We start from the raw sequence: 26,952 nt of genomic DNA on the forward strand, positions 1-26,952 counted from the left end.
GAAATAATGATTGCAAAAGTTGAACTCATGGTATATGATATTAGAGATTTGAACCGATGGTATAAATAATTGAACTTAAGGTATATGGGGGAATGATGATGAGTCAATCAGTGAAAGAGACGCCAAAACCTAAGTACGGCATTCTTGCGATTCTGATTGTTGGTGCTTTTATTGCGTTTTTAAATAATACATTGCTTAATATTGCGTTGCCATCGATTATGGCAGATTTACAAATTGAAACGGCTACGGTTCAGTGGCTTACAACAGGATTTATGCTTGTGAACGGTATTATGATTCCGGCAACGGCATTTCTTATTGAAAAATATTCCGTGCGTCGCTTATTTCTTGTGGCGATTGGATTATTTACAATTGGTACAGTTGTTGCGGGGATGGCGGAGATCTTCCCGGTTCTACTTGGGGGAAGAATGCTTCAAGCTTCAGGTTCGGCGATTATGATGCCGCTCTTGATGAATGTCATGCTCGTTAGCTTTCCAATTGAAAAAAGAGGGGCGGCAATGGGTGTTTTCGGTTTAATTCTCATGGCGGCGCCAGCAATTGGTCCGACGCTCTCTGGTTGGATTATTGAAAATTACGATTGGAGAATGCTTTTCCATTTCGTGACGCCAATTGCTATTACGATTTTCCTACTTGGTTTCTTCTTGTTGAAAGATAAAAAGGAAAAGGTAAACATTCGTCTCGATCTCTTTTCACTGATCTTATCAAGTATTGGTTTTGGAGGTATTCTTTACGGCTTTAGTTCTGCAGGGAATAAAGGTTGGGATAGCCCACAAGTTTACTTAACGATTGGAATTGGGGTTATTTCTCTGACGACGTTTATTATTAGACAGTCGAAACAAGAACGACCAATGTTGAATTTTTCGATTTTCAAATATCCAATGTTCGCTCTTTCATCTTCCATTACAATGGTTTTAAATATGGCGATGTTTTCAGGAATGCTGTTGCTCCCGATTTACGTGCAAACCATTCGAGGCATTTCACCACTTGATGCAGGATTGATGATGCTTCCGGGTGCACTTGTGATGGCATTTATGTCTCCGATCACAGGTCGCTTATTTGATAAAATTGGCGGACGCATTTTGGCGACATCGGGTCTAGCTATTACAGTTGTCACAACATACCTGTTTAGTACATTGTCTATGGATACGACGTATAACTACATTATGATTCTTCATGCTGTGCGCATGTTCGGAATGTCAATGGTTATGATGCCTGTATCAACGAATGGATTAAATCAGCTACCAGCTCGTTTTTATCCGCACGGTACAGCGATGAACAATACGTTGAATCAGGTAGCGGGCGCCATTGGTACAGCGCTTCTCGTTACGATTATGTCTAACCGAACAGAATCCGCTGCAGCTGATCTTGCGAGGGAAGCAGCGACGAGCGGAGCGGTAGATCCTACGATGCAGCAACAAATTGCCATGCAGGCGATGCTTGAAGGGATTAACTTTGCCTTCTTTGTTGCTACATTTATTGCAGGTCTTGCGTTTGTGCTCTCATTCTTCATTAAGCGCGCTGGCCGTGAAGAAGTGAAGCAGCCGATAGTGCCAGAATCCAAGCCAGTTGAGCTTGTGACAAATTCATAATCAATCAGCTACAAAAACGGATGAAATCCCTAGGGATCTCATCCGTTTTTATTCGTTAGAAGAAGCTGTTTTGGTTTTATTATGATAATGCTTTTTGGCTTTTGTCCGATTTCCGCAAACCTCCATCGAGCACCACTTGCGCTTTCCCTTCTGGTTGACGAAATAGGCAAGACAGTTTTCACTTTCGCACGCTTTTACCTTATCGAATATACCGCCCGCTTCATGATCAAGCATCTGATAGGCAATGAGTGAGAGTAAACCATTCGTTCCCCCTTCTGTAGGGAGGGGGGTGAGTTTCTTGTCATCGATTGTAAAGGACAGTGGAGCCGCTTTTGTTACATTACTTAGCATTTCGAAAAAATCGGCTTGAGAAAAGTTCGAAGCGAAATATTTACGACACTGATTCCGGAAGTGTTGAATGTCGTTTGTATGAATAGTGTCCTTCTTTATGAATTCTACTTGTTTCTCGTTTAACAAACCCTTGTTTTCCATTAATGTGATCCACTGAAAGACGTTCTCTTCTGTTAATAGCAGATCGGTAGGGTTTTGATTTTGTATTTTTAATGTGTTCATTAAGTTAATAAATAAGAAATTAGAAAAATGGGAAAAACTCGTTTCGAGTATCATATTGAAACACACCTTTTGCTTTATCGTTGACATCGATTATAACATAATGTAGTATTCTAACCACTAAATTAGTTTTTAGTAGTTATAAAAACAAAGTAAGAGGAGAGATATAATGGCAGTACAAAAAGTAACGGACCAAAACTTCGAAGAAGAAACAAATCAAGGACTCGTTCTAGCAGATCTAGGAGCGCCATGGTGTGGCCCATGTAAAATGATCGCGCCAGTGTTGGATGAACTAGATGAGGAACTAGGCGAGCAATTAAAAATTGTCCAACTTGATGTGGATTCAAATCCAGAAACAGCAAGAAAGTATGACGTGATGAGCATTCCAACATTGCTTTTCTTTAAAGATGGCGAACTTGTTGAGAATGCGGTTGGATTTCGAACAAAAGAAGAATTAGCAGGTATTGCTAAAAATCACGGCTAACTTACTAATAGATAAAGCAGCTGCTCTTATGAAGAGCGCTGCTTTTATTTTTGATTCCGTATGAACTTAATTAGATTTCATTAATTAATATCCTGAGTCCCATAACCTGTTATGGTGAGATTCACGTCTACATTAACAGTGAGGGCAGGGAAAATATCTTCCCAATTTTTCTCGTGTTCCTTCCAATACCTAGGTTGTTTGATTTTTACCCAAGTTCCAATTTTTAGAAAATCGAGTTGTTGTTCTTTCTGTGCGATGGAAAGAACGCGTTCAATGTCTTTCTTGACGACTTGTTGCCCCTTTTCTTGGAGTGGCATTTCCCATCCTTCTTTGAAAACGTCGCGTTCTATTTCCCAATCCTCCGCAAGTCGTAAAGAGCTATCTACAATAATGTCGACGGTTAGCTTTCCGTTTTCTACATTTGGCTTGACGGTTGTGTTCGATTTCATTATCTCAAGGACCACTTGATCTTCTTTAGACTCTCCTGTTTCAATAGTAACGAGCCCGCCCTGAACTTCATCTGTGACCCATTTTAATCCTCCAACCTCTTCTGGTGAAAGCCAGCCAACTAATTTTTCGTTTTTATTTGATATAATCCCGGCCCCAAGCAACCTCAGTCTATTATCATGGATTCCTACTTCAGGAATGACGAAGCTTGCACCTGCTGTAATACTATTGGAGGCTTCTCCGAATTTAAGATTATCCAAGACGTAAAGGCTCCGATCTTTGTTTTGAGTGAGCTCCTTCAGCTGCACAGCAGGAAACATTTCTTTAGTTGGTTCGACATCTAGAATCGAAGCGGCGGGCTCCCTTGAAATAAATAAGGAAACGGTTCTCCTAAATTCATGATCACGCAAAAAGAAGCTGATGAGTTGCTTGATCGGTTCTTTTCGTAGAAGCTCTTCCGAGAGAACCATTGATTTGAGATGTGTATAGTTAGGTGGTCGATCAGTTTCAAGTGAATTTTCTCGAATCACTTCAAAGAAATTATTCCCATTTAAAGTAATGTTCTGATAGGGTTGATCTCCAGTCGTCCCGGTCTCTGTTCCCTGAATATTATTTGGAACGACGTATTGATTAGTTAAGGCAAACACTTCCTCTTTTTCTTCATGGTAATCAATTCCAATCGCCATGATCATGCCGAGATCTTCAATTTCGTTACTATCCCAGCATGCCGTAAGTAGGATGAGTGGAAGAACAGCTAGAAATAAGAAAATTCTCTTCATTGAGCAGTCCCCTTTCCAAACGAGAGCGCTAGAAGCAATAGGGGGAGCGCGATGAGAGCGGTGTAGGATAAATAATTCACGTATGTCCCGTATGAAAATAGTTCAGTAATGCCTGATGGTAATAACGAGAGCATCAGAATGATGAACCCAATAATCATAGTCATAGGGAGAGTGTTTTTTACCTGAAACGTTTTCCTCATGCCAAGCACTGCCGAATAGTAATAGGCGGCTAAAGTCGTGAAGATCGTAATGATCCATCCGAATAGGAAGAGAAGTTCGAATCGCTCAAAGAAGAATCCCTGAAACTCGATTGCTTTTGCCATTTCAATTGTCGGAAATGTAATGACTTTTAGCTCCTCGATACTAAGGACACCGATGTTCAGAATGAAGAAGAGGACATAAATCACACAAACACTCCCAATGCTGATGCTGAAAATGGTGAGCATTGGTTTCCATTTCGAAAACGTAAATTTACCTGACAACACCATGATCAGCTCATATCCTACAAATGAAAAAAAGGTTGTATGAGCTCCTTTTAATATTTCGATTCCATCAAAATAGAAGATGGGGCGTAAGTGGGTTGGTTCAATATTTTTGATACTAAGAAGAGTTAAGACAAAAAACATAAATAAGATGATTGGAAAGTACAGTTGAAAAAATAGCATGATATTGGAAAGTCCGCTTGATACAAGATACATACACGAAACGACAAGTACGAGTAAGACAACAAACTTGGGCGTTTTATCAAGCAGGTAGTAATTCACAATCTCGGCCATTGTCCGAATGATGTAGGATGAGATCGCAATCATATAGGCAACAAAAATGAGGTTAATCCCTTTGCCGATCCATTTTCCAGTTAGTTCAGTTCCTATATCAAAGACTGTTTTCATAGGGAAGCGCTTAATGAGCATAAATAGAAAAATCGCATTTATAAATGCAATGCCGGCTCCTAAAATAACGCTCATCCACATGTTAGATTGACCGACGACTGCTGCGGTTTGTCTGGGCAACGTGACAATTCCGACACCGACGATCGTTGATATAATGAAAATGATGATTGGAAGGGAGGTATGGTTATTTTTCATGTAGTTTCCTATCCTTCTTTCCCACACGATAATAAAGACGTACAAACGAATCTTTCCAGCTTTTCAGCTGAATCGGCGCAAATGGCTCCATGTATGGCGTTCCGAAACTTCTAAGTTTAATTAAATGAGTTGTTACGATGAAAATGGCGATTAGCAAACCGTATACACCTAGTATGGCTGCAGAGAACAGGAAGAAAAAACGAATGGTTCTTAACGCCAGGCTGAGCTGGTAATTCGGAATCGCAAATGAACAGATCGCTGTGAATGAAATGACCATGACCATCATTGGACTAACGATGCCCGAACTTACCGCCGTTTCACCGATAACAATAGCTCCTACAATACTAACTGTAGATCCGATGGGTTTTGGTAATCTTACACCTGCCTCCCGTAAAATCTCGATCGTAAGCTCCATAATAAAAGCCTCAATAACTGATGGGAAAGGTACCCCTTCTCTTGTTTTAGATAAAGAAACGGCTAGACTAGTGGGGATAAGACCATGATGAAATGAGACTAAAGCAATGTAAGTTGCAGGCAATAGTACAGAAATAAGTGCAGTAAAATAGCTTAATAATCGAATAAATGAAGCGGGAATCCATTTAAAGTAGTAGTCGTCAGGTGTTTGAAGAAGCATGTTAAGCGTTGTTGGGGCAATCAGGACAGTGGGAGAGCCGTCTGTCATAATTGCGACACGCCCTTCAAGTAAGGCGTTTGCTACCTTCGTTGGATGCTGTGTTGATGTTAATTCGGGAAAGACTGACAGCGGATTTCGCTCAAGGAGCTGTTCAAGTATCCCTGCATCAGTTATATAATCTGCATTAATTTCGTTTATTCGTTCTCTGGTTTCTTCAATTAATTTTCGATCTGCTTTTCCTTGCAAATAAGTTAAAGAGATGTATTTCACAACGTCTTTTCCAATCAGATGTTGTTCAAATAAAAGATCGCTTGTCTTTAAGTGCGCACGTAATAATGCTTTATTGTCTTGAAGGCATTCTATAAAACCATCCCTAGGCCCGCTAATCGTCGGTTCATTGACCGGTTCATCAGGTGAGCGCTTCACAGAATAGGTCGTTTTCACAGCGTAAACAGTGTCGATGTCTTCCTCACGAGCAATAATAACGGTGCATCCATCCATGAGGTGCCTTGAAATGAGGCTATTATCTTCAATGTTGTTAATCGCAGCCATAGGAATAAGATCAGGAAGATCAGCTGCGCTAATCTTTGTTTGATCGTCTGAAATGGTAAGAAGTGGACTAATGATCGTCTTTTGAATCACCATTCGATCAGAAATATCGTCAAGATACACAAGTGTCAGTGTGAGCCCATCGAGTTTAACGGTTTTTAGCTTGAGGTCTTCGGTGTTATGAAACTCCTGTTTTATTTGATCCTCAAGCAATGAGGAGGATCGTGGAAAACGCCTTCTTTTCATATCAACATCACTCCGAAAGTTATCTCCCTTTATCATTAACGGAATTGGAGAAACTATCCGTTCTTTCCATCATCTATTGAAAACTCTGTTAGGATATATGACCAATTTGTTATTTTCAATTTTCAAACATGGTACGATTTTGCATATTGATACAGCTTTGAAAGAAGGGGATAGTGTGAAGAAACGACTTGTCGTAATCGGAAACGGCCTTGCTGGAATTCAATTTCTTGAACGCTTGCTATCGAGAAAACCGTCAAGTTTTGAAGTAACCGTCATTGGAAAGGAGCCTGCTTATAAGCGATATCTTTTATCGCGCGTTCTACAGAAGGAAATACCCTTTGAAGACGTCAAATTGGAGGATGATGGTTGGTATCTAAAGCGTGGGGTACGTTTGTTTAAGAATGAAACCGTTGTGACAGTTGATCCCCTCGTACGGCATGTGAAAACCGATCGAGGTCGAAAAATGACTTATGATCTTATCGTATTTGCAACAGGTAGTCATCCGCATCTCCTTCCCGTTAAAGGAGCAGGGAAGGAGGGCGTGATGACCTTTCGAACGATTGAAGACTGTATGACATTAATGAACGCTCCAAATCATTACCAAAAAGCAGCGGTCATTGGAGCGGGTATCCTTGGTTTAGAAACGGCGATGGGACTCGTTCAACGGGGAATAAAAACAACCGTAGTGCATCATCAGCCGAATGTGATGAACAGACAGCTAGACCGGCTTGCGTCTGAAATGCTTCAGGAAGATTTAGAACGAATGGGTATCCAATTTTCATTAAGTAAGCGAGCGAAGGAGTTCATTGGAACGTCGCATGTAGAAGGAATTCAATTCTCCGATGGAACGAGTCTGCCAGCGGATCTTGTCCTCATGTCTGTTGGAGTAAAATCAAATATTGAACTTGCTAAGAAAAGTGGGCTAGATGTTCACCGTGGTATTCTTGTGGATGATTATCTTCAAACGAGTGATCCATCGATTTATGCTATTGGAGAGTGTGCAGAACATCGTGATATGACATACGGTCTCACTGAACCGATTATTGAGCAAGCTGAATATCTTGCAAGAACGCTCGCAGGATATCCAGAGCCGTACACAGGCTCAATCATGTCTACAACCTTAAACATTGAAAGCGTAAAAGTGTTCTCAACAGGGCATGTTCTTGAAACAGAGGAGACAAGAACTTTTCAATGGATTGACCCGATTCGACACATTTACAAAAAAATTGTGACCTTACATGGACGAGTGATTGGAGCGATTCTTTATGGTGATACTTCAGAGGCAGCTTTAATAGCAAAGCTTGTGAATAGCCATGCTCCCGTTTCTGAAATTCCAACCAATCAGCTATTTCCAGAACCAAAAATAACGCGCAATACGTTAGCCCTTGTCCCTAAAGATGGGAGATCATCTAAAACGGCGCAAAGCTAATGATGCATGTGTAAAAAACATTGATTGGGAGGATGTTTCTGATGCCGGTTCATGCCGTAAAGATCCACGTGGGAAGAACGCGTGATTTTACCCCTAATTCTAGTCGAGCGATTGATTTACTCCAGCTTTCGATCGCCGTTATTTGCTTGTCGGATGGCACGTTCCATGCTATTCACAATCGTTGTCCATATGGTGGAACGGTTGTGAGTGGGAAGGTTTGCGATCATTCTATAATTTGTACAAACCATGACTGCCGAATTGATGTTAGGACAGGTAAACTACTTTCACCTCATAATGGCGAGGTAGAGACATTTCCGATTGAAATAGAAGATGGCTTGATCTACGTAACGCTTGAGTGATTTGTAGTTGATCATCTCATTGAGGTGCTGTACGCTCTATTTACGTATAAGTGAAGGAGATGGTACAGTCGTGGACTTATTGAACAAAACCATAGCGGTTACCGGCGGACGAAAAGGGGAAGAAATGCGCGCACTTATCGAAAAACAAGGTGGAAAAGCGCTCATTCGACCTGCACAGGGGACTGTTTTTACGAATGAAGATCATGTCGTTCAATCTTTACGAGAAATAATTGAAAACCCTCCAGATATGTTGATTTATACGACTGGTATGGGAGAAAAAAGAATGGCTGAGCTTGCGGAATTAGCTGGGCTAGAAAAAGAATACAATCACTTGCTTCGCTCGATTCCAATCGCCGTTCGCGGTACGAAAACGCTCCAGCATTTTAAACAAAAGGGCATTACGCCACAAACGGTGGCGGATCGTGGAACGATGAATCAATTGGAGAATGCCTTAACGATTGAGAATCAATCGGTTGTTCTCCAAATGCATGGTGAAAATGTGCCAGGGTTTATTGAGTCGCTTGAAACTGCGAACAATACGGTTACAACAATTTATCCATACGAGCATACACCTCCAGAGAAAGCGGTGCTTCAGCAGTTAATTGAGGAGATAGAAAATGGACAGCTTGATGCGGTGGCGTTCACAAGCGCCATCCAGGTACGGTACTTTTTTGAATATGTTGATAGGGTTAAGAAAAGAGAAAGGATCCTAACTTCTTTAACAGAAACGATTCTTCCTGTAGCTGTCGGAGAAGTAACAGAAGAGCATCTAAAAGCTCAAGGAATCGAGCATGTTCTCACACCAACTACACCACGTATGGGCGCGATGGTGATGGAAATGGCTAAGTATTATAGAAATCTAGCATCATCATAAAAAACGCCGCCATCCTTTCAATAAGGGTGGCGGCGTTTTGCAATTTAATCATTTAGTTCGTTTGATCTGCTAGTTTTACGAGAACATGTGCCATATGCTTACGTTCTTCTTCGTTTGCTACGTTCCAAAGCTCGTTGAGTACTTTTTGTTCACGGTTACGCGGATCTTCATGCTTGGCAAGATAATCTCCAACGCGCTTAGCACCTTTTGAGAGTCCTTCTTCGCCAAGACCGAGCTTCTCACCTTTGTTTACTTGATCTCCAAGATAGTCTTTAAACGATTGGAAGTTCTGCATGATGTCTTCTTTCTTATCCTCACTCATGTTAGCTACTGCTTGTTTTGGATCTTTCTCTGCCATTTTCATTCATCTCCTTTTTGTTAAGTACATAGGGTATGTAACCGGAATTGAGAGGTAATAAACCCATTAAATGGCTTGTGAGCACATTGGATGTGCTGACATGTTTTTATTGCATATCCAGAGAACTGACAAGCTGAAGGTTGAAAGAAAAAGGCTATGTAAATGAAAGTTGTTGATTTTTGGCTCATTCGAGTGAGATAAAGACTTCACTCGAATGAGCCAAAAATCGAGAATCCACAGCATAAGCAAACATAGCTAAGAAAAAAGAAGAGTGGTATTCACTCTTCATTCATCGTCTATATATTCCAGTAAATCTCCAGGTTGGCAATCCAGTGCCTGACATAGCGCATCTAAAGTCGTAAACCGAATGGCTTTTCCCTTTTCATTTTTTAGAACCGACAAATTCGCTGGTGTAATCCCAACAAGTTCAGACAATCGGTTCAGCGACATTTTCCGCTCTGCCATCATGACATCTAGTTTTATTCGAATCATCGTAAATCGCCTGCTTTATTGTTAGATTGTTTGTTTATTTTCTTCCACTGCGCTAACTGCAAATTTAAGAGCAGAAGCGATGAGAAGGAGAACGACGCCGCCTATGATGGTGTCGAGATAGGCACCAGTAGAAAGACTAATTTGAGCGTTGGTAATTTTCAGTAGATCGAGAACTTTTAAAGCTAACTGTTCTTCAGTATAAGTTGATAAGGTCCCCAAGAATAAGATTGTATATCCCAATTTTGATATAAGAGAGACATTCTCGTATAGAAAGAGATTTTCTTTGTAAATATTCATTAATAGTTTTTGAAGAAACCATAGAAATAGCAACAATAAGCTACAAAAAGCGGTTGTTGAAACAAACGATAAAATTAAGAAAGAAGTATTGTTAAACAACTCTGGTTGCTTATTAAAGGAAAGATCAAAGTAAGTAAATATAGGTTCGTATAAACCGAATGATTTTTCAAAACTACTTCCAGAAAACCAAATTCTTGTTATATGTTCCGTTGTTGTAAAAATAGACAACAAAGCAATGATGTAAAACAAGATCAAACAAATCCTAGATAATAGTTTGAAACCGTATTTCCATTTCATAGTAAAACTCCTTTGTAAGTTATTCCAGTTATCCTATCTTGATCTTACTACAAAAACACTTCCATTTCGATAGTTTTTTATCGAAAAACAATAAAAATATATTGAAAATAGGTATTTTACCTGATATCTTTGATTTAGGGAATATAAGGAATATCATTTAAAACATGGAAGTGGAAGTATGTGAGTTTCTAATTTAGGAGGTAAACAATGTGACAAATGTAAAAAGAAATAGACTTGTGGATGCATTAAGAGGATGGAGTCTTTTCGGGATATTGTTAGCGAATCTGTTAATCTTTCAATATGGGATATTTGGAAAAGAGGAGATCTCGTTTTTTAATCTGTCATCAGTAGATTATGGTGGGTATGTTGCCCTTAAAGTCCTTGTAGAAAATTCATTTATGCCGATCTTTACATTTCTATTTGGGTATTCTTTGATATTGATGAGAGATCGTTTGAGGCAAAGAGAGCGACGAGTAAAATGGCATTTATTTCGGAGGTTTTTGGTTTTAATTGGTTTGGGTGTGCTACATAGTACTTTTCTATGGGAAGGCGATATTCTTTTTCTTTATGGAATGATGGGAATGCTGCTTCTTTTCTTTGTTAATCGAAAGCGGAAAACGATTCTTGTCTGGTGTGTAATACTATTCTCAATCGTAACGTTTGTTAGTTATTTAGGGGGCGGGGAGGAAGTGCCTCTAATGAGTGAAGCGAAGATGACTGCTTATATGAACGATATGGTGAACATTTATAGCAGTGGAAACTATCAAGAGATCAAGAATCATCGGCTCAACGTTGATCCAATGGAGTTAAGCGTAGGGGAAGAAATTGCGATGGTTTTCTTCGTTCCATTTCTCCTTCTTCCTATGATGCTCCTCGGAATGTATGCGGGACATGTTCGTTGGCTCGATTCAAGTAAGATGAAACGGTTTTGGTACGTGTCAGTTCTTTTTATTCCGCTTGGTCTGCTCTTAAAAGTCTCTTTTTATTTATCGAAGGAGATTAGCGGGGTTCCGGATATGAGTTTAATCGGAGGAAGTGTGCTTGCAATTGGATACATCGGTTTATTTGGGTACATATACAGCCGTTCTCAAGGAAGTGAATGGATGAGGGGATTTGAGAGCCTTGGGAAGCTATCTCTGTCCAATTACATCTTACAAACGATAATTTGCACAACGATTTTTTATGGCTATGGGATTGGTTTATTTGGAAAGATGGGCGTGGTGTTTTCAATATTATTCGGAATCATTCTATTTATCTTCCAAGTCATAGGAAGTACGTTTTACTTGAAACGCTTTAACCAGGGAACGCTCGAGAAAGTGATGCGTTTGTTTGTTTATTTGGAGAATCCTTTTCGAAGGAACCAAAAGCGTCCGATGAATGATGAAATCAAAGTAAGTTAGAGGAGTGTCAGTATGTCGACAGAAATTAGCAATCCAAACCGCCAATTAGCGAAGGAGGTTGTGCGCGTATGGACGATAAATGCAATCATTGGAAATAGTATTGGTATTCTCGTCTTGGGTATTCTTTTTTATCTTGATGATCGGTTCACCTGGTGGGGATGGGTAAGGTGGCTTTTAATGATCGCGTTGATTATTACGATAGTCATGACGATGTGGGATGTTTTTATTCATCCTAAGTTGAAATATAAGTACTGGCGATATGAAATAGATGAAGAGTACTTGAAGCTTAGACATGGGGCAAACAATGAAGAGCATCAGCTTGTGCCAATGAGCAAAATTCAAGCGGTTGCCACTAGTCAAGGTCCCCTATTAAGGAGATATCAGTTATATGCGCTATCGATTGAGACGATGGGTTCATCACATATGATTCCAGCGTTACCTAAAGAAGAAGCCTTTCAATTGCGGAATGAAATTGCCCGATACGCGAAGGTGAAGGAGGAGGGGGAATGAGAACTTTGCAAAGGTATTCCCCATGGCTACTCTTATTTGATACGTGGAAACTTGGAAAGAGCGCTATTTTCTTTCTAGTCTATTTCTTTCTGATCAAAGGTGGTTCAGATTCCTTTTTCTTTGAATACGGACGCCCCGCGGTCCTTATTCTACTTGGATTATCGCTCATTCGGATTGCGCTGAAATGGTTAACGAAAAAATATCGTCTTGATGACGCATTCCATCTTCACGAGGGGATCTTTACGAAATCAAAACGAACGATTCCGTTCTCGAAAATTGAAAACGTAAACGAGCACACGTCTTTCTTTCATCGCTTAACTGGGACCACCTCCTTGACCTTTGAAACGGGTATGAGGGGAGATGAGGCAGCGGTAGAATTTGATGTTGTTTCACGAAACCATGCTGAGGAGTTGAAACGGTATGTTTCACTCCAATCAGTAGAAGACTCTGAAGCAGGACCAATGATTGAAACAGTATCGGAAGGAAAGGAAGACAAACAGCAACCAGATCGGATTGTTCATTTTCGAGCTCAAAAAAAAGATTTGGTTAAAGCTTCGTTTACATCTTTAAGTTTTCTTTTCCTTATACCTGTTGTTGGAGGGTTTTATTCTAAACTTGACGATATTTTCGGTGTAGAAAAGGATGCGGAAGGTTTGATTGGCTTTCTTCTTCAGTCAGGTTGGGTGATCGGCATAATCGTCATCGCCGCTGTGATCATATCCATTGGCTTTGGGCTATCCCGTACGTTTTTAAGGTACGGTGGGTTTGAGATTTCATCAGATAACAAGCAGATCTACATTCAAAAAGGAGTTCTTGACGCTACGAAATTTTCTATTTCAAAACACCGTGTACAAGCGATTGAAATCAATCAAACATTTCTCAAGCGTTTGTTTGGACTTGCGGAGGTGAAGTTAACGAGCGTTGGTGAATCGCGAGCGGATGAGGAGAAGCTTGAAAGCAACTCACTCTATCCCTTTCTACCAGTTCAACAAGCATATGAGATGGTCGAAGAAATTTTACCAATGTATCAGGTAACTGAAAAAATGGATCGATTGCCGCCTTCTTCGCTCTGGATTCGCGAACTGCGACCAAGTTTTCTGTGGATGATTGGAACGGGATTATTGTGGTACTTTAAGCCTGATGTTCTGAATGTCCCCTGGTGGATTTTCTCAGTATTGCTTCTTATGATCGTCAGTCTTATGAGGTACTTTGATTATCGCAATACGAAATATACTTTAAATGCTTCATTCGTTCAATTTAAAACGGGTGGATTATCCACTTCTTTATTTGTATCAAAAAGAAGTAAAGTGATTGAAGTTAATGTAACACGAGGCTTTTTTCAGAAAATAGCTGGACTTGCATCAGTTGGAGTGATTAACCGAGCAAAGCCTGTTCATCATTCGGGAATTGATGATGTGCCGCTTGAAATCGCCGGTTCCTTTTATAAATGGTATCTAGCTAGAAGAGATGAAATAAATTTGGTTAACTGATAGAGGGGAGAAACAATGGGTATATGGGTACAAAATATATTTATAACATTGAAAGCGCAATAACAAAAAAGTCTAAATATTACCTTTTCCTTTACCTGAATGATAGGATGACAGTATCAATTAAACGAGGTGATTGCTTTGAAAAAGATTAAACTAGGTACGAGTGATTTAGAAGTTGGCGAGATTTCACTAGGTTGTATGCGCATGAACGAACTTAGTGAGAAGGATGCAGCTTACGTGATTGAGAATGCGATGGATCATGGAGTGGATCTGTTTGATCATGCTGACATTTACGGTGGCGGGAAATCGGAGGAAGTATTCGCAAATGCGATCTCTGCAAACGATGATCTTCGTGAGAGAATGAAGATCCAAACGAAGTGCGGTATTCGTAAAGGCTTTTTTGATTTTTCGAAAGATCATATTCTTGAATCGGTTGATGGAAGCCTAAGTCGACTAAAGTCTGACTACGTTGATACGTTGCTTCTTCATCGCCCGGACGCTCTATTTGAGCCTGAGGAAGTAGCCGAGGCCTTCTCTCGTTTGAAAGAAAGCGGAAAGGTTCGTCACTTTGGCGTGAGTAACCAAAATCCAATGCAAATGGAACTGCTGAAGAAGTATTTGAAGGATGACTTAATCATCAATCAGCTTCAATTGAGTATTGTACATACGCCAATGATTGATGCTGGATTTAATGTGAACATGCAGAATGATCCAGCTGTCGTTCGCGATAGCAACATTCTTGAGTACTGTCGTTTGAACGATGTTACGATTCAAGCGTGGTCTCCATTTCAGCACGGCATGATTGAAGGACCATTCGTTGGAAACAACGCCTTTCCAGAAGTAAATGCAAAACTTCAGGAGCTTGCAGAGAAATACAATGTGACTGATTCAACGATTGCGATCGCATGGATTTTACGTCATCCTGCTAACATTCAGCCTGTTGTAGGCACGATGAATACAGAACGATTAAAGGATATTTCAAGAGCTTCTGATATGGAGCTTACGAGAGAAGAGTGGTATGAGCTTTATCGTGCTGCGGGGAATAAGCTTCCGTAAGATAAAATGATTGTTAGTTTTAGAGCGTAATTCTGATGAAAAGGAATTGCGCTTTTTTAGATTTTCTATGTTACTTAACAGAAAGAGGAGAGTTAATGATCAGGGGAATTACTTTTGAGGTGCCAAATAAACGGGGTTACACTCTGAGGGATATATTGGCCCCAATCGATGTGTCAGCTTTTAATTGGCTGATCGAGAATGAAGAGGCTTACTATGTAGTTGATGATGAGTTAGGTGAGCCGCTGTTTAATCATAGAATCTTGCATTTGGAAGGTCAGCTTCTTCAAAAGAAAATAGAAGAACAGATGTCCTATGTGATTTTTGCTGCTCTAAAAGCTTTTCCGAAAGGTTCGGTACCTAAGGAATTAGAGACGTATAACGATTTTAAGGAAAGCGATTGCGAGCTTGTTCTACTTATCGTTGATGGCACTTTTGTTACCGTATATTGTAAAGATAACGTACTAAGTGAAACGTTATTCTATCATGCTAAAAGAAAGGGATACCTGGACGTAGCCTATATAACTGATGAAAATGATGAGAGAACAGGACTTTCTGTATGGTAAGAACGAAAGCGTAGTACAAAATAACGATAAACAAGCTAGAATTCCTTTAGTAAAAGGCGTTCTGGCTTGTTTTTTATATGGAGTTTTATTTATGGACGAGTATCTCGACCGGACATTTGCCATGGAGAGCCAAAGGTACATTTTAGGGTTTTAGCTTCAAAAACCTATCCCTTTTGACGCGAAATGAATATAACTATACAAGGTGGGACATGCAAAAGCTTTTTACTAGATTAAGAAAGGCGGCTAGATATGTCATTAGGCATAGGAATACCCATATTTGTGTTCGTCGTAACAATGATGGTCATATTTTGGAGACCGGGTGGGATAAATGAAGCGTGGCCAGCCTCGATCGGAGCCCTCATCATCTTAGTAACTGGAACTGTGTCCCAGGGAGATATAGCAGATATCCTTAGTAAAATAAGTGGCGCATCCATTACGATTATGGCGACGATTGTCATGGCTGTTATATTAGAAAGCTTTGGTTTCTTTCACTGGGCAGCTGCAAGACTAGCTGTACTATCGAAGGGATCGGGCTATCGTTTATATTGGTACATTCAGTTACTCTGTTTCTTAATGACCCTTCTTTTCAATAACGATGGGAGCATCTTAATTACAACTCCAATCTTAATATTGCTACTGAAAAACCTTCGTTTAAAGCCACATCAAATGATTCCTTATTTGTTAAGTGGTGCACTCATCGCGACAGCTTCCAGTGCTCCGATCGGTGTGAGTAACATTGTTAATTTGATCGCTTTAGAAATTGTCCATATGACGCTTTATATGCATACGGCCATGATGTTTGTGCCTGCAACATTAGGATTGATCTTTATGTCATCATTTATGTTTTTCGTCCTGAAAAAGAAGCTTCCTAAAGAACTTCCGGGCGCGGCTTATGACATTGAAGAGATGTTCTTTTCGAAGCATTTTCATCCGTTAAAAGGGAAGATTTCCGTAGAAACGAAAAAGAAACGCACGCAGTTTATGATCAAGCTTCTCCTATTTGTTTTCATTATGCGCTGCCTTCTCTTTGTTGCTTCTTACTTCGCGATCCCAATTGCGTTCGTCGCGGTTCTTGGATCAGTCGTATTACTAGTGTGGAGGTGGTATGCACTCGGCACAAATCCGATTGACATTATTAAAAAGACCCCGTGGCACATCTTAATCTTTGCTTTCTCCATGTACGTGATTATCTACGGACTTCATAATGCAGGGTTTACCGCGCTACTTGTGGACATGTTAAATCCGATCGTTAATCAAGGATTGTTAGCAGCGAGTTTCATTATGGGAGGGTTGGTCTCCGTTCTTTCCAACCTTTTTAATAACCACCCGGCTCTTATGGTTGGAACAATTGCGTTAACGGAAATGGGGTTAGACCCGATCACATTAAAAACAATTTACCTAGCCAATATTATCGGAAGCGACATGGGGTCATTGCTATTGCCAATCGGAACGCTTGCATCCTTGATTTGGATGCATATTTTGAGACAGTATCATATCAAAGTGACGTGGAAAGATTACATGAGCGTATCTTTTATCGTCATCCCTCTAACGACTGTTTTTACACTGTTTCTACTATTCTATTGGGTGCAGCTGATATTTGGGTAAGAATCTTGGAGAGGAGCCTGTTTGAATGGATCGACTAGTTAATTTATTAGGAAAACATGTGGAAGTGAAAATTTCTGGAGGCACAACGTTTATCGGCATTCTAACCGATATTGGACCAGACATTCTCGTCCTTTTCAACGGGGAAAATTATCTCTACTTACCGCTGCTGCATGTTCACAAAATATATCGCTATACGAAATCAGATGTGATCGAAAGTCCAAGTACATCTTCGCTATCTGATGACATCGATTCGATTTCGTATCGGAAAATACTCATGAATGCGAAAGGGATTTTTACTGAAATTTATGCGACAGGAAACTTATCTTTCCATGGATATATTACGAACGTCTTGAGTAATTACATCTCATTTTATTCCCCAGTTTATAAAACAATGTATCTTCCATTAAGTCATATAAAGTGGATAACCCCATACAGTCAAAACAATACACCCTATACTCTTTCAAACGAAAAACTACCTGTTAATCCATCCAAAATCCCATTGCTTCGATCGTTTGAAGAACAGCTAAAGAAAGAAGAAGGGAAGCTCGTTGTGTTTGATGGTGGGAGTGACCCGAATAAAATTGGCTTATTAACAAAAGTAGAAAATAATTTCGTTGAGTTGGCTAATGCCAGTGGAGAGACTGTTTATTTAAGATTAAACCATATTAAATCTGTGCAATTGCCTTAAGGGGGTCAGGTCCATCGGGATTTGATGCCGTTCTTCCGAGATCATCGGGTGTATTTATCCGATCAGGAATAAAGTAGACAAGGAAACCCCTCCCATCACCTTGGGAGGGGTTTCGCTTTTAGGTATCTCAAGCTTTGTACTAGAATGAATCATTGAAATAGCGATTTTTGATCGTGACGAAGACGCTTTATGAAAAGAGGAATGCGAAGTGAAAAGGAAAGCGACAGTGCCTGGAAGGGTACTGTCGCTTTTTAAATAGATTTAAAGTTTCAGAAATTCACCAGACTTAATTGCATGTTCTTCAATCGATCCCTTCGGTAATTCAAGAGTGGTCTTTGCCCCTTTAACCGGTGCTATAAAACCCCAGGGTTTAAGGCTTTGAACAACCTTTACAACCTCGTTCTCTTCGTTTAAAAAGACAACATCGATCGAAAAGAACATAAAGCACATGTGAATGGAATTGCAAGGCGTGATCAGAAGCGCTTCGTGTTGAAGAGGCGTTTTTCGAAACATGAGTCCTTTTAGTCTTTTTATAAAAGTATCAGCCTTCAGCACCCTCAGTGGAAGTGTTCTATATAGTGTATCATCATTTCTATCCAACATGACTATTCTCCTAAATTATGACGTTATCTATACTATAATAGATGTCTATTTAATACACAATAACGAATATATTACTATAAAAATTGTAAAAACAAGAAAAAAATCTAAAAAAAGGACTTTACAAATTCTTTATAACGAACTATTATGTAATTAAGGTTGTTCGATAAAAAGAACAAGTTAATAATTAATAGACACTATAGTGAACAAAATCTTACCTTAGATAATGTTCGCCGTTTTGAAAGGGGGAACCAGAGGATGAAAAGAGTCAGCTGCTTTCTTAGAGCAAGAGGAGGTTAACTGAAGTCACTTCGCGATCATCTATTGTAACTGGTTTCTACTACTAAACAGTTTCTTGAATGCAGGTATTTATGATTTCTTAAATATAACGACTAAAACAAAAATTCTAAGGGGGAAATAAGAATGTTGAAGAAAATGGGACAATTCGTAAGAGAAGAAGAAGGACAAGGTATGGCGGAGTATGGATTGATTTTAGCGGGGGTAGCGGTCGCGGCAGTTGCGGCTTTTGGGTTACTGGGTGACGAAATTAGTACTTTAATTAATAAAATTAAAACTTCATTAACGGAGTAAATAAATTTTTCTGAGTTTATTGCGTAATAAATAGTCTTTATCCTGGCCCCACTTACCCAAGTGGGGCCAAATTTAAAAGCAAAGAGGGACTGCGATGCTATACAGTATCCTGGGCATTGTTTTACTCATTTCATTTATAACGGATGTGCGCAAACGACGCATTTTAAATATCGTTACATTCCCTGCAATGGGAATTGGTTTATTTTACTACACGTTAACTCTTGGTTGGAAAGGTTTTCTATTTAGTGGTGCTGGACTTCTTGTCGGATTCGCACTTCTTCTGATTCCATATTTGTTAGGGGGAATGGGGGCGGGAGATGTGAAGTTGCTTGCGGCGATTGGCGCCTTAACGGGCACTTCGTTTGTTCTTCACTCTTTTTTTTATACAGCATTAATTGGTGGAGTAATTGGTCTTATTTTAATTATGAAAAGAATGGAGTTTTGGAAGTTCATCAAATCTCCAACCTATACGCTATATTCTTTGATGAATCTGAAAGGTTATAAATTTAATAAAGAAAGCAATCTAACCTATCCTTACGGCGTAGCCATTACGTTCGGAACCTTGTGTGCTGCTTTTTTAGGAGGGATGACATGAGGTCTGAAAAAGGTCAATCAATGGTAGAGTTTGCGCTTGTCCTTCCAGTTCTTGTAATGCTTTTGTTTGGCATTATCGATTTTGGTCGTATTTTTCATACGTATCTTGCGATTGACCATGCAAGTAGAGAAGCGGCAAGGACGGCAAGCATCGGAGAGAACGATGCGACGATCGTCTCTACGGCAGTTTCGAGCGCCTCCAGTATACACCTCACTTCTGGCCAGGTAGCGGTTTCACCAGGTGGTGCGAAATCTTCAGGAAGTGATGTGACTGTTACGATCACTTATCCTGTTCGTTTTCTTACACCAGTTGTTTCAAGCGTAACCGGACCGATTACCTTATCCAGTTCAACTGTTATGAGGGTTGAGTGATGAAAAAGACTCGCTTCTTTTTCACGAATGAAAGAGGGAATGTGGCCGTTATGCTAGCGCTGAGTTTAACCGTTTTACTTGGCGTAACCGCTATGGTCATCGATGTTGGGCGACTATATCACGAGAAAAGAATTCTTCAAAACGCGATGGATGCAGCGGCACTTTCCGGGGCTCAAGGATTGTTAACGAGTGAGGTAAGTGCTGCTTCTATTGCAAAGGAACTTGCTAGTAAAAATACATTTCCAGTCGACGATGGTGATCTAACGATTACAAGTCAGTCGATCAAAGTATCAAAACAGTCGATTGTTCCGATGACGTTTGCACGTGTATTTGGGATCCAAGAAGCTTCAGTCAAAGCTTCAGCCAAAGCTGAGGTCGGTTTGTTGAAGTCTGCTAAGCGCGTTACACCTATTGCGATCGAACATACCGCTATTCCGAATGAGACAGAGTTAAAATGCGAAAATACTGGAAAGCATCACGGGAACTGTGGGTACCTTGATATCAACAGTAATGGGGCAAGCGGTTTAGCTGAGAATATCATCAACGGTGTAGAGCTTGAAGTTGGGACGAATGTCCAAACAGAACCCGGGCAAAAATGGGGGCCAGTCAAGAACGCGATTGAAACACTCATTAGTAAGGATGCTGGAAAAACAAAATGTCAGGCAGCGGCCACAGCAGATTATTCCTGTGCGCGTATCGTTATCATTCCGCTTATTGATTCATGGGATGGCGTGAATGGAAAGTCGACGGTTAAGGTTGTCGGATTAGCAGCTTACTGGATTGACCGATTAAATGAACCGAAGCGAATTGTTGGCAAATTTAAAAAGGTTGTTACTACTGGAGAAATAGGCGGCTCTGGGCCGGGTAATTTATATGGCGTGAAGCTGGTTGAATAGGTTGAAGAGAAGTGAGGGAGAAGGGTATGAAAACAAAAAGAATTTGGATGTGGTCCATCGTATTTGGAGCATTCGCAACAATCATTGTGTATGTTGCCCTATTCACGAATCTAACTACAGACGCAGAAACTGAGGTTAAGAAAGTAGAGGAACCTGAGGTTGCGGCAGAGACGACGATTTCGAAGCGAGAAATACCGAATTCAATGGTTGAAGTGAGCGAGGGACATCGCGCGATCTCGCTAAATGTTGAATTAGCGAGCGGAGTTTCAGGTTATGTACAGCCGGATGACTTCGTTGATGTCATTGCTTATGAAACAAAGATTGATGAAGAAAAGAAGGAATTTAAATCTGCGGTCCTTATACTGCAAAGTGTAAAAGTACTAACGTCAGGTAAGGCGCCTGACACCATGGAAGAAGCTCTCCATTATGAAACAGTCACTCTTGAAGTCACACCTGAGCAAGGAGTGAGCTTAAGTCTAGCCGCTAAGGATAAGGACGGATTTTACCTCATGTTACGGAATGGTGAAGATGATGGAACAGTGAAAGAAGGACTAAAAGAAACAAGACAGGTTTATAAGGAGAATGAATGACAATGGACCTAAACTGGTATTTTTACTCTGACACAAATGCGCGTGCAGATGAATTAGAAGCGCTACTTATGAAGAAGAGTCATACTTTAAAAAGCTTTCAACTGTTAGAGGATCTTTTTCATCAGCTTGAGCGAATGCCTCATTCTATTCTTTTTCTTAAAGCTAATACGACTTACAACGTATATGATCTTTGTCAGGAAATTTCAGTTAAATTCCCTTCCACCTATTTGATTATTATCGTACCTGAAAATATGGAAAATACTAAAAAAGCGATGCGAGTTGGAGCTTCAAATATGCTAACGTATTCTTCTGATTCAGAAGAGGTCAATGAAGTGATCATTCAAGCTCAAACATTTGTGAAACAACGTGCTGACCAGAAGGGAAGCGCTCATCCTCATCTCCAAAAGAAAAATAGCCGAGTGATGTCAGTATGTAGTTCTAAGGGTGGGGTTGGTAAAACCACAATATCTGTCAATCTAGCAAATGCTTTTGTGAAAGACGGAAAGAGCGTAGTGATTTTAGATGCGAATTTTCAGTTTGGAGATGTTTCGATGTATGTGGATTTGAAGCCGAAAAGGTCGGTTTATGAATGGGTAAAGGAAGGGGTTGAGCGAGAACGCTACGGAATTGAAAATTATTTAACGCACCACTCAAGTGGTGTTGCCATTCTCTCTACACCTCCTAGACCGGAATTTTTTGAAATCATAACAGAGGAGCACCTGGAGCTTGCCGTTAGTGAACTACGTAAAAGCTATGATGTTATTCTGATTGATACCCCGACGTACATTTCCGAGATTCATCTCAAAAGTCTTATGCTCTGTGATGAGATCCTCTTAGTCACGACGGGCGATTTACCAGTACTAAGAAATACGAAACTTTACTTGGATATGCTGGAATCCCTACAACTAAATGAGAAGGTTAAGATTATTTTAAATAGAGACTCCAAGCACCGCGTCATAGAAGCGAAGCGAATGGAAAGCATTCTTCAAGAGCCAGTCTATGTTTCGTTGCCAGACCAAGGAGTACACATAGCTACAACGATTAATGAAGGTCTTCCACTAGTGATGAAAAATGGGCGGAATGCTTTTTCTAAAGGTATGTTCATCCTTGCGCATCAATTAATACCTGTTAGTAGTGAAGTAGAGAAAAAGCCAAAACGATTCGCTCTGAGTCGATGAAGGGGGAATTTCGTTGTCACTTTTCAAACGATATGCTGAAGAAGAGTCATCAATAGTTGAAGAACGAAAAGAAGTGCCGATCGTGAATACGGTTGAATACAAGCAAGTAGAAACGAAATTGCAAGCTTTTTTGCTAGATGAACTAAAAAAGCACCAGTTTCAAGCTGAAGAAGAATCGAAGAAAATTCGAGAGTGGGGGAAGCTCTTTTTAGATAACGAAGCTGAAAGGCTTACCTTTGAAGAAAAGAAACGAATACTTGAATCAGTAGAGCACGAATTGCTCGGGTATGGGCCGATTACGCCTTTATTGGAAGATGACACTGTTTCAGAAGTGATGGTGAACGGGGCGGAGGCCATTTATTATGAACAGTATGGAAAATTGAAGAAAAGCTTTCTAACTTTTCGCGATGATGATCATTTAAGTCGTGTGATCGAACGAATTGTTTCTCCTCTCGGAAGAAGAATCGATGAAAGCTCTCCGATGGTAGATGCGCGACTTCCTGATGGATCACGTGTAAATGCCGTTATTCCACCCCTTTCCTTGACAGGGCCGTCCCTTACGATAAGAAAATTCTCTGCTACGCCTCTTCAAATGCACGATCTCATAAATTATCAGACTCTAAGTGAAGACATGGCGGAGTTTCTAGAAATTTGTGTTCAATCGAGATTAAATGTTTTTATTAGCGGGGGAACCGGCTCGGGAAAGACATCAACACTTAATGTGCTTTCTTCCTTTATCCCGAATGATGAGCGAATTGTAACGATTGAAGATGCAGCGGAGTTGAACTTATCTCAGGAGCACATTGTTTCATTAGAATCGCGGCCTCCTAATATTGAAGGCAAGGGGGAGATTTCGATTCGAGAGCTTGTCCGGAATGCGCTGAGAATGCGACCTGATCGAATTGTTGTTGGTGAGGTCCGTGGGGCGGAGGCGCTTGATATGCTTCAGGCGATGAATACAGGGCATGACGGCAGTCTTAGTACAGGACATGCCAATTCACCAAGAGATATGTTGTCACGACTTGAAACAATGGTGCTGATGGCTGGGTTTGATTTACCTTTACGAGCCATTCGAGAGCAAATTGCTAATGCACTGGATCTTATTGTTCAACAGGCTAGAATGAAGGATGGATCGAGGAAGATCACCCGTATTACCGAGGTGATTGGTATGGAAGAAAACATCATTGTTCTTCAAGATTTGTTTGTTTATAAGGAAACGGGACGAAACAGCGATGGTAGCGTAGAAGGGCATTTTGAAACAACCGGGGTAAGACCGAATGTATCAGAACTTCTTGAACAAAATGGCTACAAGATTTCATCATCTTGGTTTAAAGAGGTGTGGTGAAATGAATGATTGGGTTCTCCTTGTAGTGATTTTTGTTTCAGTGACCTTACTCTTTTATTTGATTTCCAAAGGGGTTATGAGAAAGAAAAAAACCAATGAGCGTATTAAGAGGTTTATCCCACAGGCCGTCGCTGTCACTGAGGTTAAGGAAAAGCAAAAGAATGAAACATTTAGAAAATGGATTGGTTCATTTGCAAAAGCATTTTCTGGCATACAGTTTAGCCAAAAAACAAAGAAATCTCTTGAACAATCGGGAAGTTCATTAAAAGCAGAAGAGTTCTTTGTTATTCGCATTTTAAGTGCGATGGCAGTGGCTGGATTGCTCTATGTCCTTGGTGTACCATGGTTTGTTAGCATTCTATCGCTTTTGATCGGTTTTATTATTCCTGGTATCTATATCACGATTAAAGCAAAGAAGAGAATCAAGCTACTATCCTATCAGCTTGTTGAGGCGCTTGGTACGATGTCCAACTCGATGAGGGCAGGGTTTAGTTTCGTGCAGACGATGCAACTCATTGGGAAGGAAATGCCAGATCCGATTGGTCCAGAATTTGATCGTACTGTTCGTGAAATTGGAATGGGTATACCTATGGAAACCGTGTTTCAAAGCCTGTTAGAACGTTTACCAAATAAAGAGCTTGAAGTTGTTATACAAGCTATTCTCGCACAACGTAAAAGTGGTGGGAACCTGGCGCAGCTTATGGATACGATGGAAGATACTATTCGAGGGAGGATCCGGATTCTCGAAGAACTAAAGACGCTGACGGCACAAGGAAAGTTATCATCCTGGATCATTACTGCTCTCCCTCTTGTGATGGGAATCTACCTCTATTTTGTAAGTCCTGAATACCTTGAACCAATGCTTACCTATCCATTGGGCTGGTTTCTTCTAGTAACAGGGGCGATTTCACTATTCATCGGATGGTTTTTAATTCAAAAGATTGTTCGGATTGAGGTGTAACCAATGATTGCTATTCTGTTTATGCTTTGTACGATGGTTTGTTTCGTATTGTTTATTGCTGCCCTTCTTAAAACCGTTTATCGAAAAGAACTTGCTCTTGAATCTCGCGTTGAGCACTATTTTGGCAAGGAAGAAAAAATTCAACGTAAAACCGAAAAAAGAGAAAGTGGATCTTACCATCCACTACTTCGTAAATATTGGGGAATGGGTATTGAACAGGTGAGTAAAACATTTGCAAGAAAGGATCGAAAGAAGTTAGATATGCTCCTCCATGAGGCTGGATATGGAAACCGTTCGGCAGTTGAATTCCGACTTATTCAACTTCTTCTCAGCATCGGTGGAGGGTTCTTAACTTACTTGCTTATGGTGCCTGTGACGGATGGAAATGCTTCTATGACACTTGTATTAGCACTTGGGGTTGTTTTCTTATTTTATCGATATCCTTTGTTTTACCTAGCGAAGAAAAAAACGCAGCGCGTTAAAATAATCGATATGGAAATGTCCGATTTCTTTGATATGGTAAGTCTACTTCTTGAAGCAGGCGTAGGACTTGAAGGGGCGATCAAAAATGTATGTGCAAGAAAGTCTGGCCCACTTGCGGATGAGTTTAGTCAGGCATTAGATGAGATGAAGCGAGGGAAATCGCGACGAGAAGCATTTTATAATCTGAAAAAACGTGTTCCTTCAGATTATTTTCAAAGTGTGATGATGTCGATTATTCAAGCCGATCATCTTGGAATCGGAATGTCAAAAGTTATTAAAAATATTACGGCACGCATTCGTGAACAGAGACGTGAACGAGCACGCGAGCAAGCGATGAAAGCTCCAGTGAAAATGCTCATACCTATGGTTCTCTTTATTTTTCCACCTCTCTTTATCATTATCCTTGGACCGATGGTAGTGAAGATCGTCGTGGATGGCTTTGGTTAAGAGAAGACGAACACCTCCATTTCTACTGCAATGCAAAAAAATCACCTTTCCTAAACGACGCTTCCATTTGGAGGTGTCTATTTTTTGTATGTAGTAGAAAAAATACGAATACAAAACTTCAAAATGATAAAATGGAAATAAGAAATTTCATCGAGGTTTGTATTTTAAGGAGGACAATAAATGCAACAGATTAAACAAATTGGCAATCGCTTTTACTATCAAACACCAGTTTCCGAAACGGACCGACCGATTCTAGGAATGGTGATTGGAGATAGAAAGTCTCTGATGATCGATGCTGGGAATTCAGAGGACCATGCTCGTTATTTTCTAAAAGAACTATCGGAAAAAGGATTCAAGGAACCGGACATGGTCGCGCTCACTCATTGGCATTGGGATCATATCTTTGGACTATCGGCGCTTAGAGATGCTGTCTCCTTATCCTCGCATCAGACGAAAGAGGAAATTAGTAAGCTTATTCCATTAGGATGGTCTGATGATGAGTTGGATGAGCGGGTGAAAGAAGGCACTGAAATTGAATTTTGTGCAAATGCGATCAAGAAGGAATTTGTGGATTCTCGAGACATTACGATTACGCTACCAGATGTAACGTTTGGTGAGAAAATGGAGATTGATCTTGGTGGTGTCACGTGTATTCTTCAGCCTGTTGGGGGCGATCACGCGGCTGATTCGGTTGTGATTTATATGAAGGAAGAGAAAATCCTTTTTCTTGGAGACTGCTTTTATCCTGATATTTTTTCAGAAAAAGTCAACTACACTGTTAACATAACAAATCGACTGCTTGATCAGTTAGAAAGCTTTGAGGCAGAATGGTTCATCTTATCACACGGGGAGGCAATCTCTAAGGAGGATTTTAAGAACGAAGTGAACCTTTTACGTGCTGTTGCTTCTATTACTGAGGAGTGCAATGGTGATGTTACACGTATGCAAAAGTTGTATGAGCATAACGTTGGCAGAGACTCACGCGAAGAGGAGCTTGAAGTGATTCAAGAATTTGCTAACGGGTATACGATGTAAAAAGCGCTAGTTGGAATGACTTTCTTCAAAGAACGGAGTGG

At 40.3% G+C, this 26,952-nt stretch carries 30 protein-coding genes; 22 read left to right on the forward strand and 8 right to left on the reverse strand.

The window, feature by feature from the left end:
* Positions 1–98 precede the first annotated feature (98 nt).
* Positions 99–1,607, forward strand: a complete 1,509-nt coding sequence (locus AC0VYJ_RS07220; protein WP_475367006.1) for a DHA2 family efflux MFS transporter permease subunit — start codon at positions 99–101, stop codon at positions 1,605–1,607.
* Positions 1,608–1,655: 48 nt separating this feature from the next.
* On the opposite strand, the gene AC0VYJ_RS07225 is transcribed toward AC0VYJ_RS07220, so the two are convergent.
* A complete protein-coding gene (locus AC0VYJ_RS07225; RefSeq protein WP_475367007.1) occupies positions 1,656–2,234 on the reverse strand; it encodes a CGNR zinc finger domain-containing protein in 579 nt (192 codons plus the stop codon).
* Positions 2,235–2,346: 112 nt separating this feature from the next.
* Between AC0VYJ_RS07225 and trxA the strand changes: the two genes are divergently transcribed.
* Positions 2,347–2,661, forward strand: a complete 315-nt coding sequence (gene trxA, locus AC0VYJ_RS07230; RefSeq protein ID WP_194220923.1) for a thioredoxin — start codon at positions 2,347–2,349, stop codon at positions 2,659–2,661.
* 80 nt (positions 2,662–2,741) lie between these two features.
* Here the strand turns inward: trxA and AC0VYJ_RS07235 are convergent, their stop codons facing one another.
* The 3 genes from AC0VYJ_RS07235 to AC0VYJ_RS07245 are packed head-to-tail and all read right to left on the reverse strand — an operon-like array spanning position 2,742 to position 6,401.
* Positions 2,742–3,887: a Ger(x)C family spore germination protein gene (locus AC0VYJ_RS07235; protein WP_475367008.1), complete on the reverse strand. Its 1,146-nt coding sequence runs from the start codon at positions 3,885–3,887 to the stop codon at positions 2,742–2,744.
* Entirely contained in the window at positions 3,884–4,972 is a 1,089-nt protein-coding gene (locus AC0VYJ_RS07240) for a GerAB/ArcD/ProY family transporter (RefSeq protein ID WP_475367009.1), read from the reverse strand. The genes AC0VYJ_RS07235 and AC0VYJ_RS07240 overlap by 4 nt, the downstream gene beginning before the upstream one ends.
* Positions 4,962–6,401, reverse strand: a complete 1,440-nt coding sequence (locus AC0VYJ_RS07245; RefSeq protein WP_475367010.1) for a spore germination protein — start codon at positions 6,399–6,401, stop codon at positions 4,962–4,964. The genes AC0VYJ_RS07240 and AC0VYJ_RS07245 overlap by 11 nt, the downstream gene beginning before the upstream one ends.
* Positions 6,402–6,576: 175 nt before the next feature.
* Here AC0VYJ_RS07245 and AC0VYJ_RS07250 point away from each other — a divergent pair, with 175 nt between their 5' ends.
* The 3 genes from AC0VYJ_RS07250 to AC0VYJ_RS07260 all read left to right on the forward strand — a co-directional run bounded on the left by AC0VYJ_RS07250 (position 6,577) and on the right by AC0VYJ_RS07260 (position 9,063).
* Positions 6,577–7,830 carry an NAD(P)/FAD-dependent oxidoreductase gene (locus AC0VYJ_RS07250; protein WP_475367011.1) on the forward strand — a complete coding sequence of 418 codons (1,254 nt, stop codon included), beginning with the start codon at positions 6,577–6,579 and terminating at the stop codon, positions 7,828–7,830.
* Between the two features lie 41 nt (positions 7,831–7,871).
* Complete coding sequence (locus tag AC0VYJ_RS07255) at positions 7,872–8,189, forward strand: Rieske 2Fe-2S domain-containing protein (protein ID WP_475367012.1); 318 nt, start codon at positions 7,872–7,874, stop codon at positions 8,187–8,189.
* Between the two features lie 70 nt (positions 8,190–8,259).
* Positions 8,260–9,063: a uroporphyrinogen-III synthase gene (locus AC0VYJ_RS07260; RefSeq protein ID WP_475367013.1), complete on the forward strand. Its 804-nt coding sequence runs from the start codon at positions 8,260–8,262 to the stop codon at positions 9,061–9,063.
* Between the two features lie 52 nt (positions 9,064–9,115).
* Here the strand turns inward: AC0VYJ_RS07260 and AC0VYJ_RS07265 are convergent, their stop codons facing one another.
* From AC0VYJ_RS07265 to AC0VYJ_RS07275, 3 genes are all read right to left on the reverse strand, one after another.
* Entirely contained in the window at positions 9,116–9,421 is a 306-nt protein-coding gene (locus tag AC0VYJ_RS07265) for a DUF3243 domain-containing protein (protein WP_226612230.1), read from the reverse strand.
* 285 nt (positions 9,422–9,706) lie between these two features.
* Positions 9,707–9,913: a helix-turn-helix domain-containing protein gene (locus AC0VYJ_RS07270; RefSeq protein ID WP_194220932.1), complete on the reverse strand. Its 207-nt coding sequence runs from the start codon at positions 9,911–9,913 to the stop codon at positions 9,707–9,709.
* Positions 9,914–9,934: 21 nt separating this feature from the next.
* Positions 9,935–10,507: a hypothetical protein gene (locus tag AC0VYJ_RS07275; RefSeq protein WP_475367014.1), complete on the reverse strand. Its 573-nt coding sequence runs from the start codon at positions 10,505–10,507 to the stop codon at positions 9,935–9,937.
* A gap of 209 nt (positions 10,508–10,716) precedes the next feature.
* On the opposite strand from AC0VYJ_RS07275, the gene AC0VYJ_RS07280 reads away from it, so the two are divergent.
* From AC0VYJ_RS07280 to AC0VYJ_RS07310, 7 genes are all read left to right on the forward strand, one after another.
* Complete coding sequence (locus tag AC0VYJ_RS07280) at positions 10,717–11,907, forward strand: DUF418 domain-containing protein (protein ID WP_475367015.1); 1,191 nt, start codon at positions 10,717–10,719, stop codon at positions 11,905–11,907.
* A 12-nt stretch (positions 11,908–11,919) separates the two neighbouring features.
* Entirely contained in the window at positions 11,920–12,417 is a 498-nt protein-coding gene (locus AC0VYJ_RS07285) for a PH domain-containing protein (protein WP_475367016.1), read from the forward strand.
* The gene (locus AC0VYJ_RS07290; RefSeq protein ID WP_475367017.1) at positions 12,414–13,907 is read left to right on the forward strand and encodes a PH domain-containing protein; all 1,494 of its coding nucleotides are present in this window, start codon (positions 12,414–12,416) and stop codon (positions 13,905–13,907) included. Before AC0VYJ_RS07285 ends, AC0VYJ_RS07290 begins: the two co-directional genes overlap by 4 nt.
* 138 nt (positions 13,908–14,045) lie before the next feature.
* Positions 14,046–14,963, forward strand: coding sequence for an aldo/keto reductase (locus tag AC0VYJ_RS07295; RefSeq protein ID WP_475367018.1), 918 nt, complete (start codon positions 14,046–14,048; stop codon positions 14,961–14,963).
* A 95-nt stretch (positions 14,964–15,058) separates the two neighbouring features.
* The gene (locus AC0VYJ_RS07300) at positions 15,059–15,526 is read left to right on the forward strand and encodes a DUF2691 family protein (protein ID WP_475367019.1); all 468 of its coding nucleotides are present in this window, start codon (positions 15,059–15,061) and stop codon (positions 15,524–15,526) included.
* 249 nt (positions 15,527–15,775) lie between these two features.
* Positions 15,776–17,131: an arsenic transporter gene (locus AC0VYJ_RS07305; protein ID WP_475367020.1), complete on the forward strand. Its 1,356-nt coding sequence runs from the start codon at positions 15,776–15,778 to the stop codon at positions 17,129–17,131.
* A gap of 25 nt (positions 17,132–17,156) precedes the next feature.
* Positions 17,157–17,819 (forward strand): DUF2642 domain-containing protein, encoded by a 663-nt coding sequence (locus AC0VYJ_RS07310; protein ID WP_475367021.1) that lies wholly within the window; start codon positions 17,157–17,159, stop codon positions 17,817–17,819.
* A gap of 261 nt (positions 17,820–18,080) precedes the next feature.
* Here AC0VYJ_RS07310 and AC0VYJ_RS07315 read toward each other — a convergent pair whose 3' ends face one another.
* Complete coding sequence (locus AC0VYJ_RS07315; protein WP_475367022.1) at positions 18,081–18,422, reverse strand: DUF192 domain-containing protein; 342 nt, start codon at positions 18,420–18,422, stop codon at positions 18,081–18,083.
* 420 nt (positions 18,423–18,842) lie between these two features.
* Here AC0VYJ_RS07315 and AC0VYJ_RS07320 point away from each other — a divergent pair, with 420 nt between their 5' ends.
* The 10 genes from AC0VYJ_RS07320 to AC0VYJ_RS07365 all read left to right on the forward strand — a co-directional run bounded on the left by AC0VYJ_RS07320 (position 18,843) and on the right by AC0VYJ_RS07365 (position 26,911).
* Entirely contained in the window at positions 18,843–19,010 is a 168-nt protein-coding gene (locus AC0VYJ_RS07320; RefSeq protein ID WP_475367023.1) for a Flp family type IVb pilin, read from the forward strand.
* A gap of 94 nt (positions 19,011–19,104) precedes the next feature.
* On the forward strand, positions 19,105–19,605 hold the full coding sequence (locus AC0VYJ_RS07325) for an A24 family peptidase (protein WP_475367024.1): 501 nt from the start codon (positions 19,105–19,107) through the stop codon (positions 19,603–19,605).
* A complete protein-coding gene (locus AC0VYJ_RS07330; protein WP_194220946.1) occupies positions 19,602–19,976 on the forward strand; it encodes a TadE/TadG family type IV pilus assembly protein in 375 nt (124 codons plus the stop codon). The genes AC0VYJ_RS07325 and AC0VYJ_RS07330 overlap by 4 nt, the downstream gene beginning before the upstream one ends.
* Positions 19,976–20,872 (forward strand): pilus assembly protein TadG-related protein, encoded by an 897-nt coding sequence (locus AC0VYJ_RS07335; RefSeq protein ID WP_475367025.1) that lies wholly within the window; start codon positions 19,976–19,978, stop codon positions 20,870–20,872. Before AC0VYJ_RS07330 ends, AC0VYJ_RS07335 begins: the two co-directional genes overlap by 1 nt.
* Positions 20,873–20,898: 26 nt before the next feature.
* Positions 20,899–21,462 (forward strand): Flp pilus assembly protein CpaB, encoded by a 564-nt coding sequence (gene cpaB / locus AC0VYJ_RS07340; RefSeq protein WP_475367026.1) that lies wholly within the window; start codon positions 20,899–20,901, stop codon positions 21,460–21,462.
* On the forward strand, positions 21,459–22,640 hold the full coding sequence (locus AC0VYJ_RS07345; protein ID WP_475367027.1) for a CpaE/TadZ family protein: 1,182 nt from the start codon (positions 21,459–21,461) through the stop codon (positions 22,638–22,640). Before cpaB ends, AC0VYJ_RS07345 begins: the two co-directional genes overlap by 4 nt.
* 13 nt (positions 22,641–22,653) lie before the next feature.
* Positions 22,654–23,985, forward strand: coding sequence for a TadA family conjugal transfer-associated ATPase (locus AC0VYJ_RS07350; protein WP_430241329.1), 1,332 nt, complete (start codon positions 22,654–22,656; stop codon positions 23,983–23,985).
* A gap of 1 nt (position 23,986) precedes the next feature.
* On the forward strand, positions 23,987–24,946 hold the full coding sequence (locus AC0VYJ_RS07355; RefSeq protein WP_475367028.1) for a type II secretion system F family protein: 960 nt from the start codon (positions 23,987–23,989) through the stop codon (positions 24,944–24,946).
* Between the two features lie 3 nt (positions 24,947–24,949).
* Positions 24,950–25,876, forward strand: a complete 927-nt coding sequence (locus AC0VYJ_RS07360) for a type II secretion system F family protein (protein WP_430241332.1) — start codon at positions 24,950–24,952, stop codon at positions 25,874–25,876.
* Between the two features lie 180 nt (positions 25,877–26,056).
* The gene (locus AC0VYJ_RS07365; RefSeq protein ID WP_475367029.1) at positions 26,057–26,911 is read left to right on the forward strand and encodes an MBL fold metallo-hydrolase; all 855 of its coding nucleotides are present in this window, start codon (positions 26,057–26,059) and stop codon (positions 26,909–26,911) included.
* The last annotated feature ends 41 nt before the right edge of the window (positions 26,912–26,952 follow it).

Source organism: Anaerobacillus sp. 63XJN7_5_ISO-PGPR-S23-430 (genome assembly GCF_056173695.1).

Excerpts from the sequence above, each read along its gene's own strand:
- AC0VYJ_RS07225 (WP_475367007.1), bottom strand. The coding sequence starts at position 2,234 with ATGATACTCGAAACGAGTTTTTCCCATTTTTCTAATTTCTTATTTATT.
- AC0VYJ_RS07290 (WP_475367017.1), top strand. The coding sequence starts at position 12,414 with ATGAGAACTTTGCAAAGGTATTCCCCATGGCTACTCTTATTTGATACG.
- AC0VYJ_RS07275 (WP_475367014.1), bottom strand. The coding sequence starts at position 10,507 with ATGAAATGGAAATACGGTTTCAAACTATTATCTAGGATTTGTTTGATC.
- AC0VYJ_RS07325 (WP_475367024.1), top strand. The coding sequence starts at position 19,105 with ATGCTATACAGTATCCTGGGCATTGTTTTACTCATTTCATTTATAACG.
- cpaB (WP_475367026.1), top strand. The coding sequence starts at position 20,899 with ATGAAAACAAAAAGAATTTGGATGTGGTCCATCGTATTTGGAGCATTC.
- trxA (WP_194220923.1), top strand. The coding sequence starts at position 2,347 with ATGGCAGTACAAAAAGTAACGGACCAAAACTTCGAAGAAGAAACAAAT.
- AC0VYJ_RS07360 (WP_430241332.1), top strand. The coding sequence starts at position 24,950 with ATGATTGCTATTCTGTTTATGCTTTGTACGATGGTTTGTTTCGTATTG.
- AC0VYJ_RS07310 (WP_475367021.1), top strand. The coding sequence starts at position 17,157 with ATGGATCGACTAGTTAATTTATTAGGAAAACATGTGGAAGTGAAAATT.
- AC0VYJ_RS07335 (WP_475367025.1), top strand. The coding sequence starts at position 19,976 with ATGAAAAAGACTCGCTTCTTTTTCACGAATGAAAGAGGGAATGTGGCC.
- AC0VYJ_RS07315 (WP_475367022.1), bottom strand. The coding sequence starts at position 18,422 with ATGTTGGATAGAAATGATGATACACTATATAGAACACTTCCACTGAGG.
- AC0VYJ_RS07355 (WP_475367028.1), top strand. The coding sequence starts at position 23,987 with ATGAATGATTGGGTTCTCCTTGTAGTGATTTTTGTTTCAGTGACCTTA.
- AC0VYJ_RS07220 (WP_475367006.1), top strand. The coding sequence starts at position 99 with ATGAGTCAATCAGTGAAAGAGACGCCAAAACCTAAGTACGGCATTCTT.
- AC0VYJ_RS07240 (WP_475367009.1), bottom strand. The coding sequence starts at position 4,972 with ATGAAAAATAACCATACCTCCCTTCCAATCATCATTTTCATTATATCA.
- AC0VYJ_RS07265 (WP_226612230.1), bottom strand. The coding sequence starts at position 9,421 with ATGGCAGAGAAAGATCCAAAACAAGCAGTAGCTAACATGAGTGAGGAT.
- AC0VYJ_RS07285 (WP_475367016.1), top strand. The coding sequence starts at position 11,920 with ATGTCGACAGAAATTAGCAATCCAAACCGCCAATTAGCGAAGGAGGTT.
- AC0VYJ_RS07305 (WP_475367020.1), top strand. The coding sequence starts at position 15,776 with ATGTCATTAGGCATAGGAATACCCATATTTGTGTTCGTCGTAACAATG.
- AC0VYJ_RS07235 (WP_475367008.1), bottom strand. The coding sequence starts at position 3,887 with ATGAAGAGAATTTTCTTATTTCTAGCTGTTCTTCCACTCATCCTACTT.
- AC0VYJ_RS07330 (WP_194220946.1), top strand. The coding sequence starts at position 19,602 with ATGAGGTCTGAAAAAGGTCAATCAATGGTAGAGTTTGCGCTTGTCCTT.
- AC0VYJ_RS07365 (WP_475367029.1), top strand. The coding sequence starts at position 26,057 with ATGCAACAGATTAAACAAATTGGCAATCGCTTTTACTATCAAACACCA.
- AC0VYJ_RS07320 (WP_475367023.1), top strand. The coding sequence starts at position 18,843 with ATGTTGAAGAAAATGGGACAATTCGTAAGAGAAGAAGAAGGACAAGGT.
- AC0VYJ_RS07255 (WP_475367012.1), top strand. The coding sequence starts at position 7,872 with ATGCCGGTTCATGCCGTAAAGATCCACGTGGGAAGAACGCGTGATTTT.
- AC0VYJ_RS07345 (WP_475367027.1), top strand. The coding sequence starts at position 21,459 with ATGACAATGGACCTAAACTGGTATTTTTACTCTGACACAAATGCGCGT.
- AC0VYJ_RS07270 (WP_194220932.1), bottom strand. The coding sequence starts at position 9,913 with ATGATTCGAATAAAACTAGATGTCATGATGGCAGAGCGGAAAATGTCG.
- AC0VYJ_RS07245 (WP_475367010.1), bottom strand. The coding sequence starts at position 6,401 with ATGAAAAGAAGGCGTTTTCCACGATCCTCCTCATTGCTTGAGGATCAA.
- AC0VYJ_RS07300 (WP_475367019.1), top strand. The coding sequence starts at position 15,059 with ATGATCAGGGGAATTACTTTTGAGGTGCCAAATAAACGGGGTTACACT.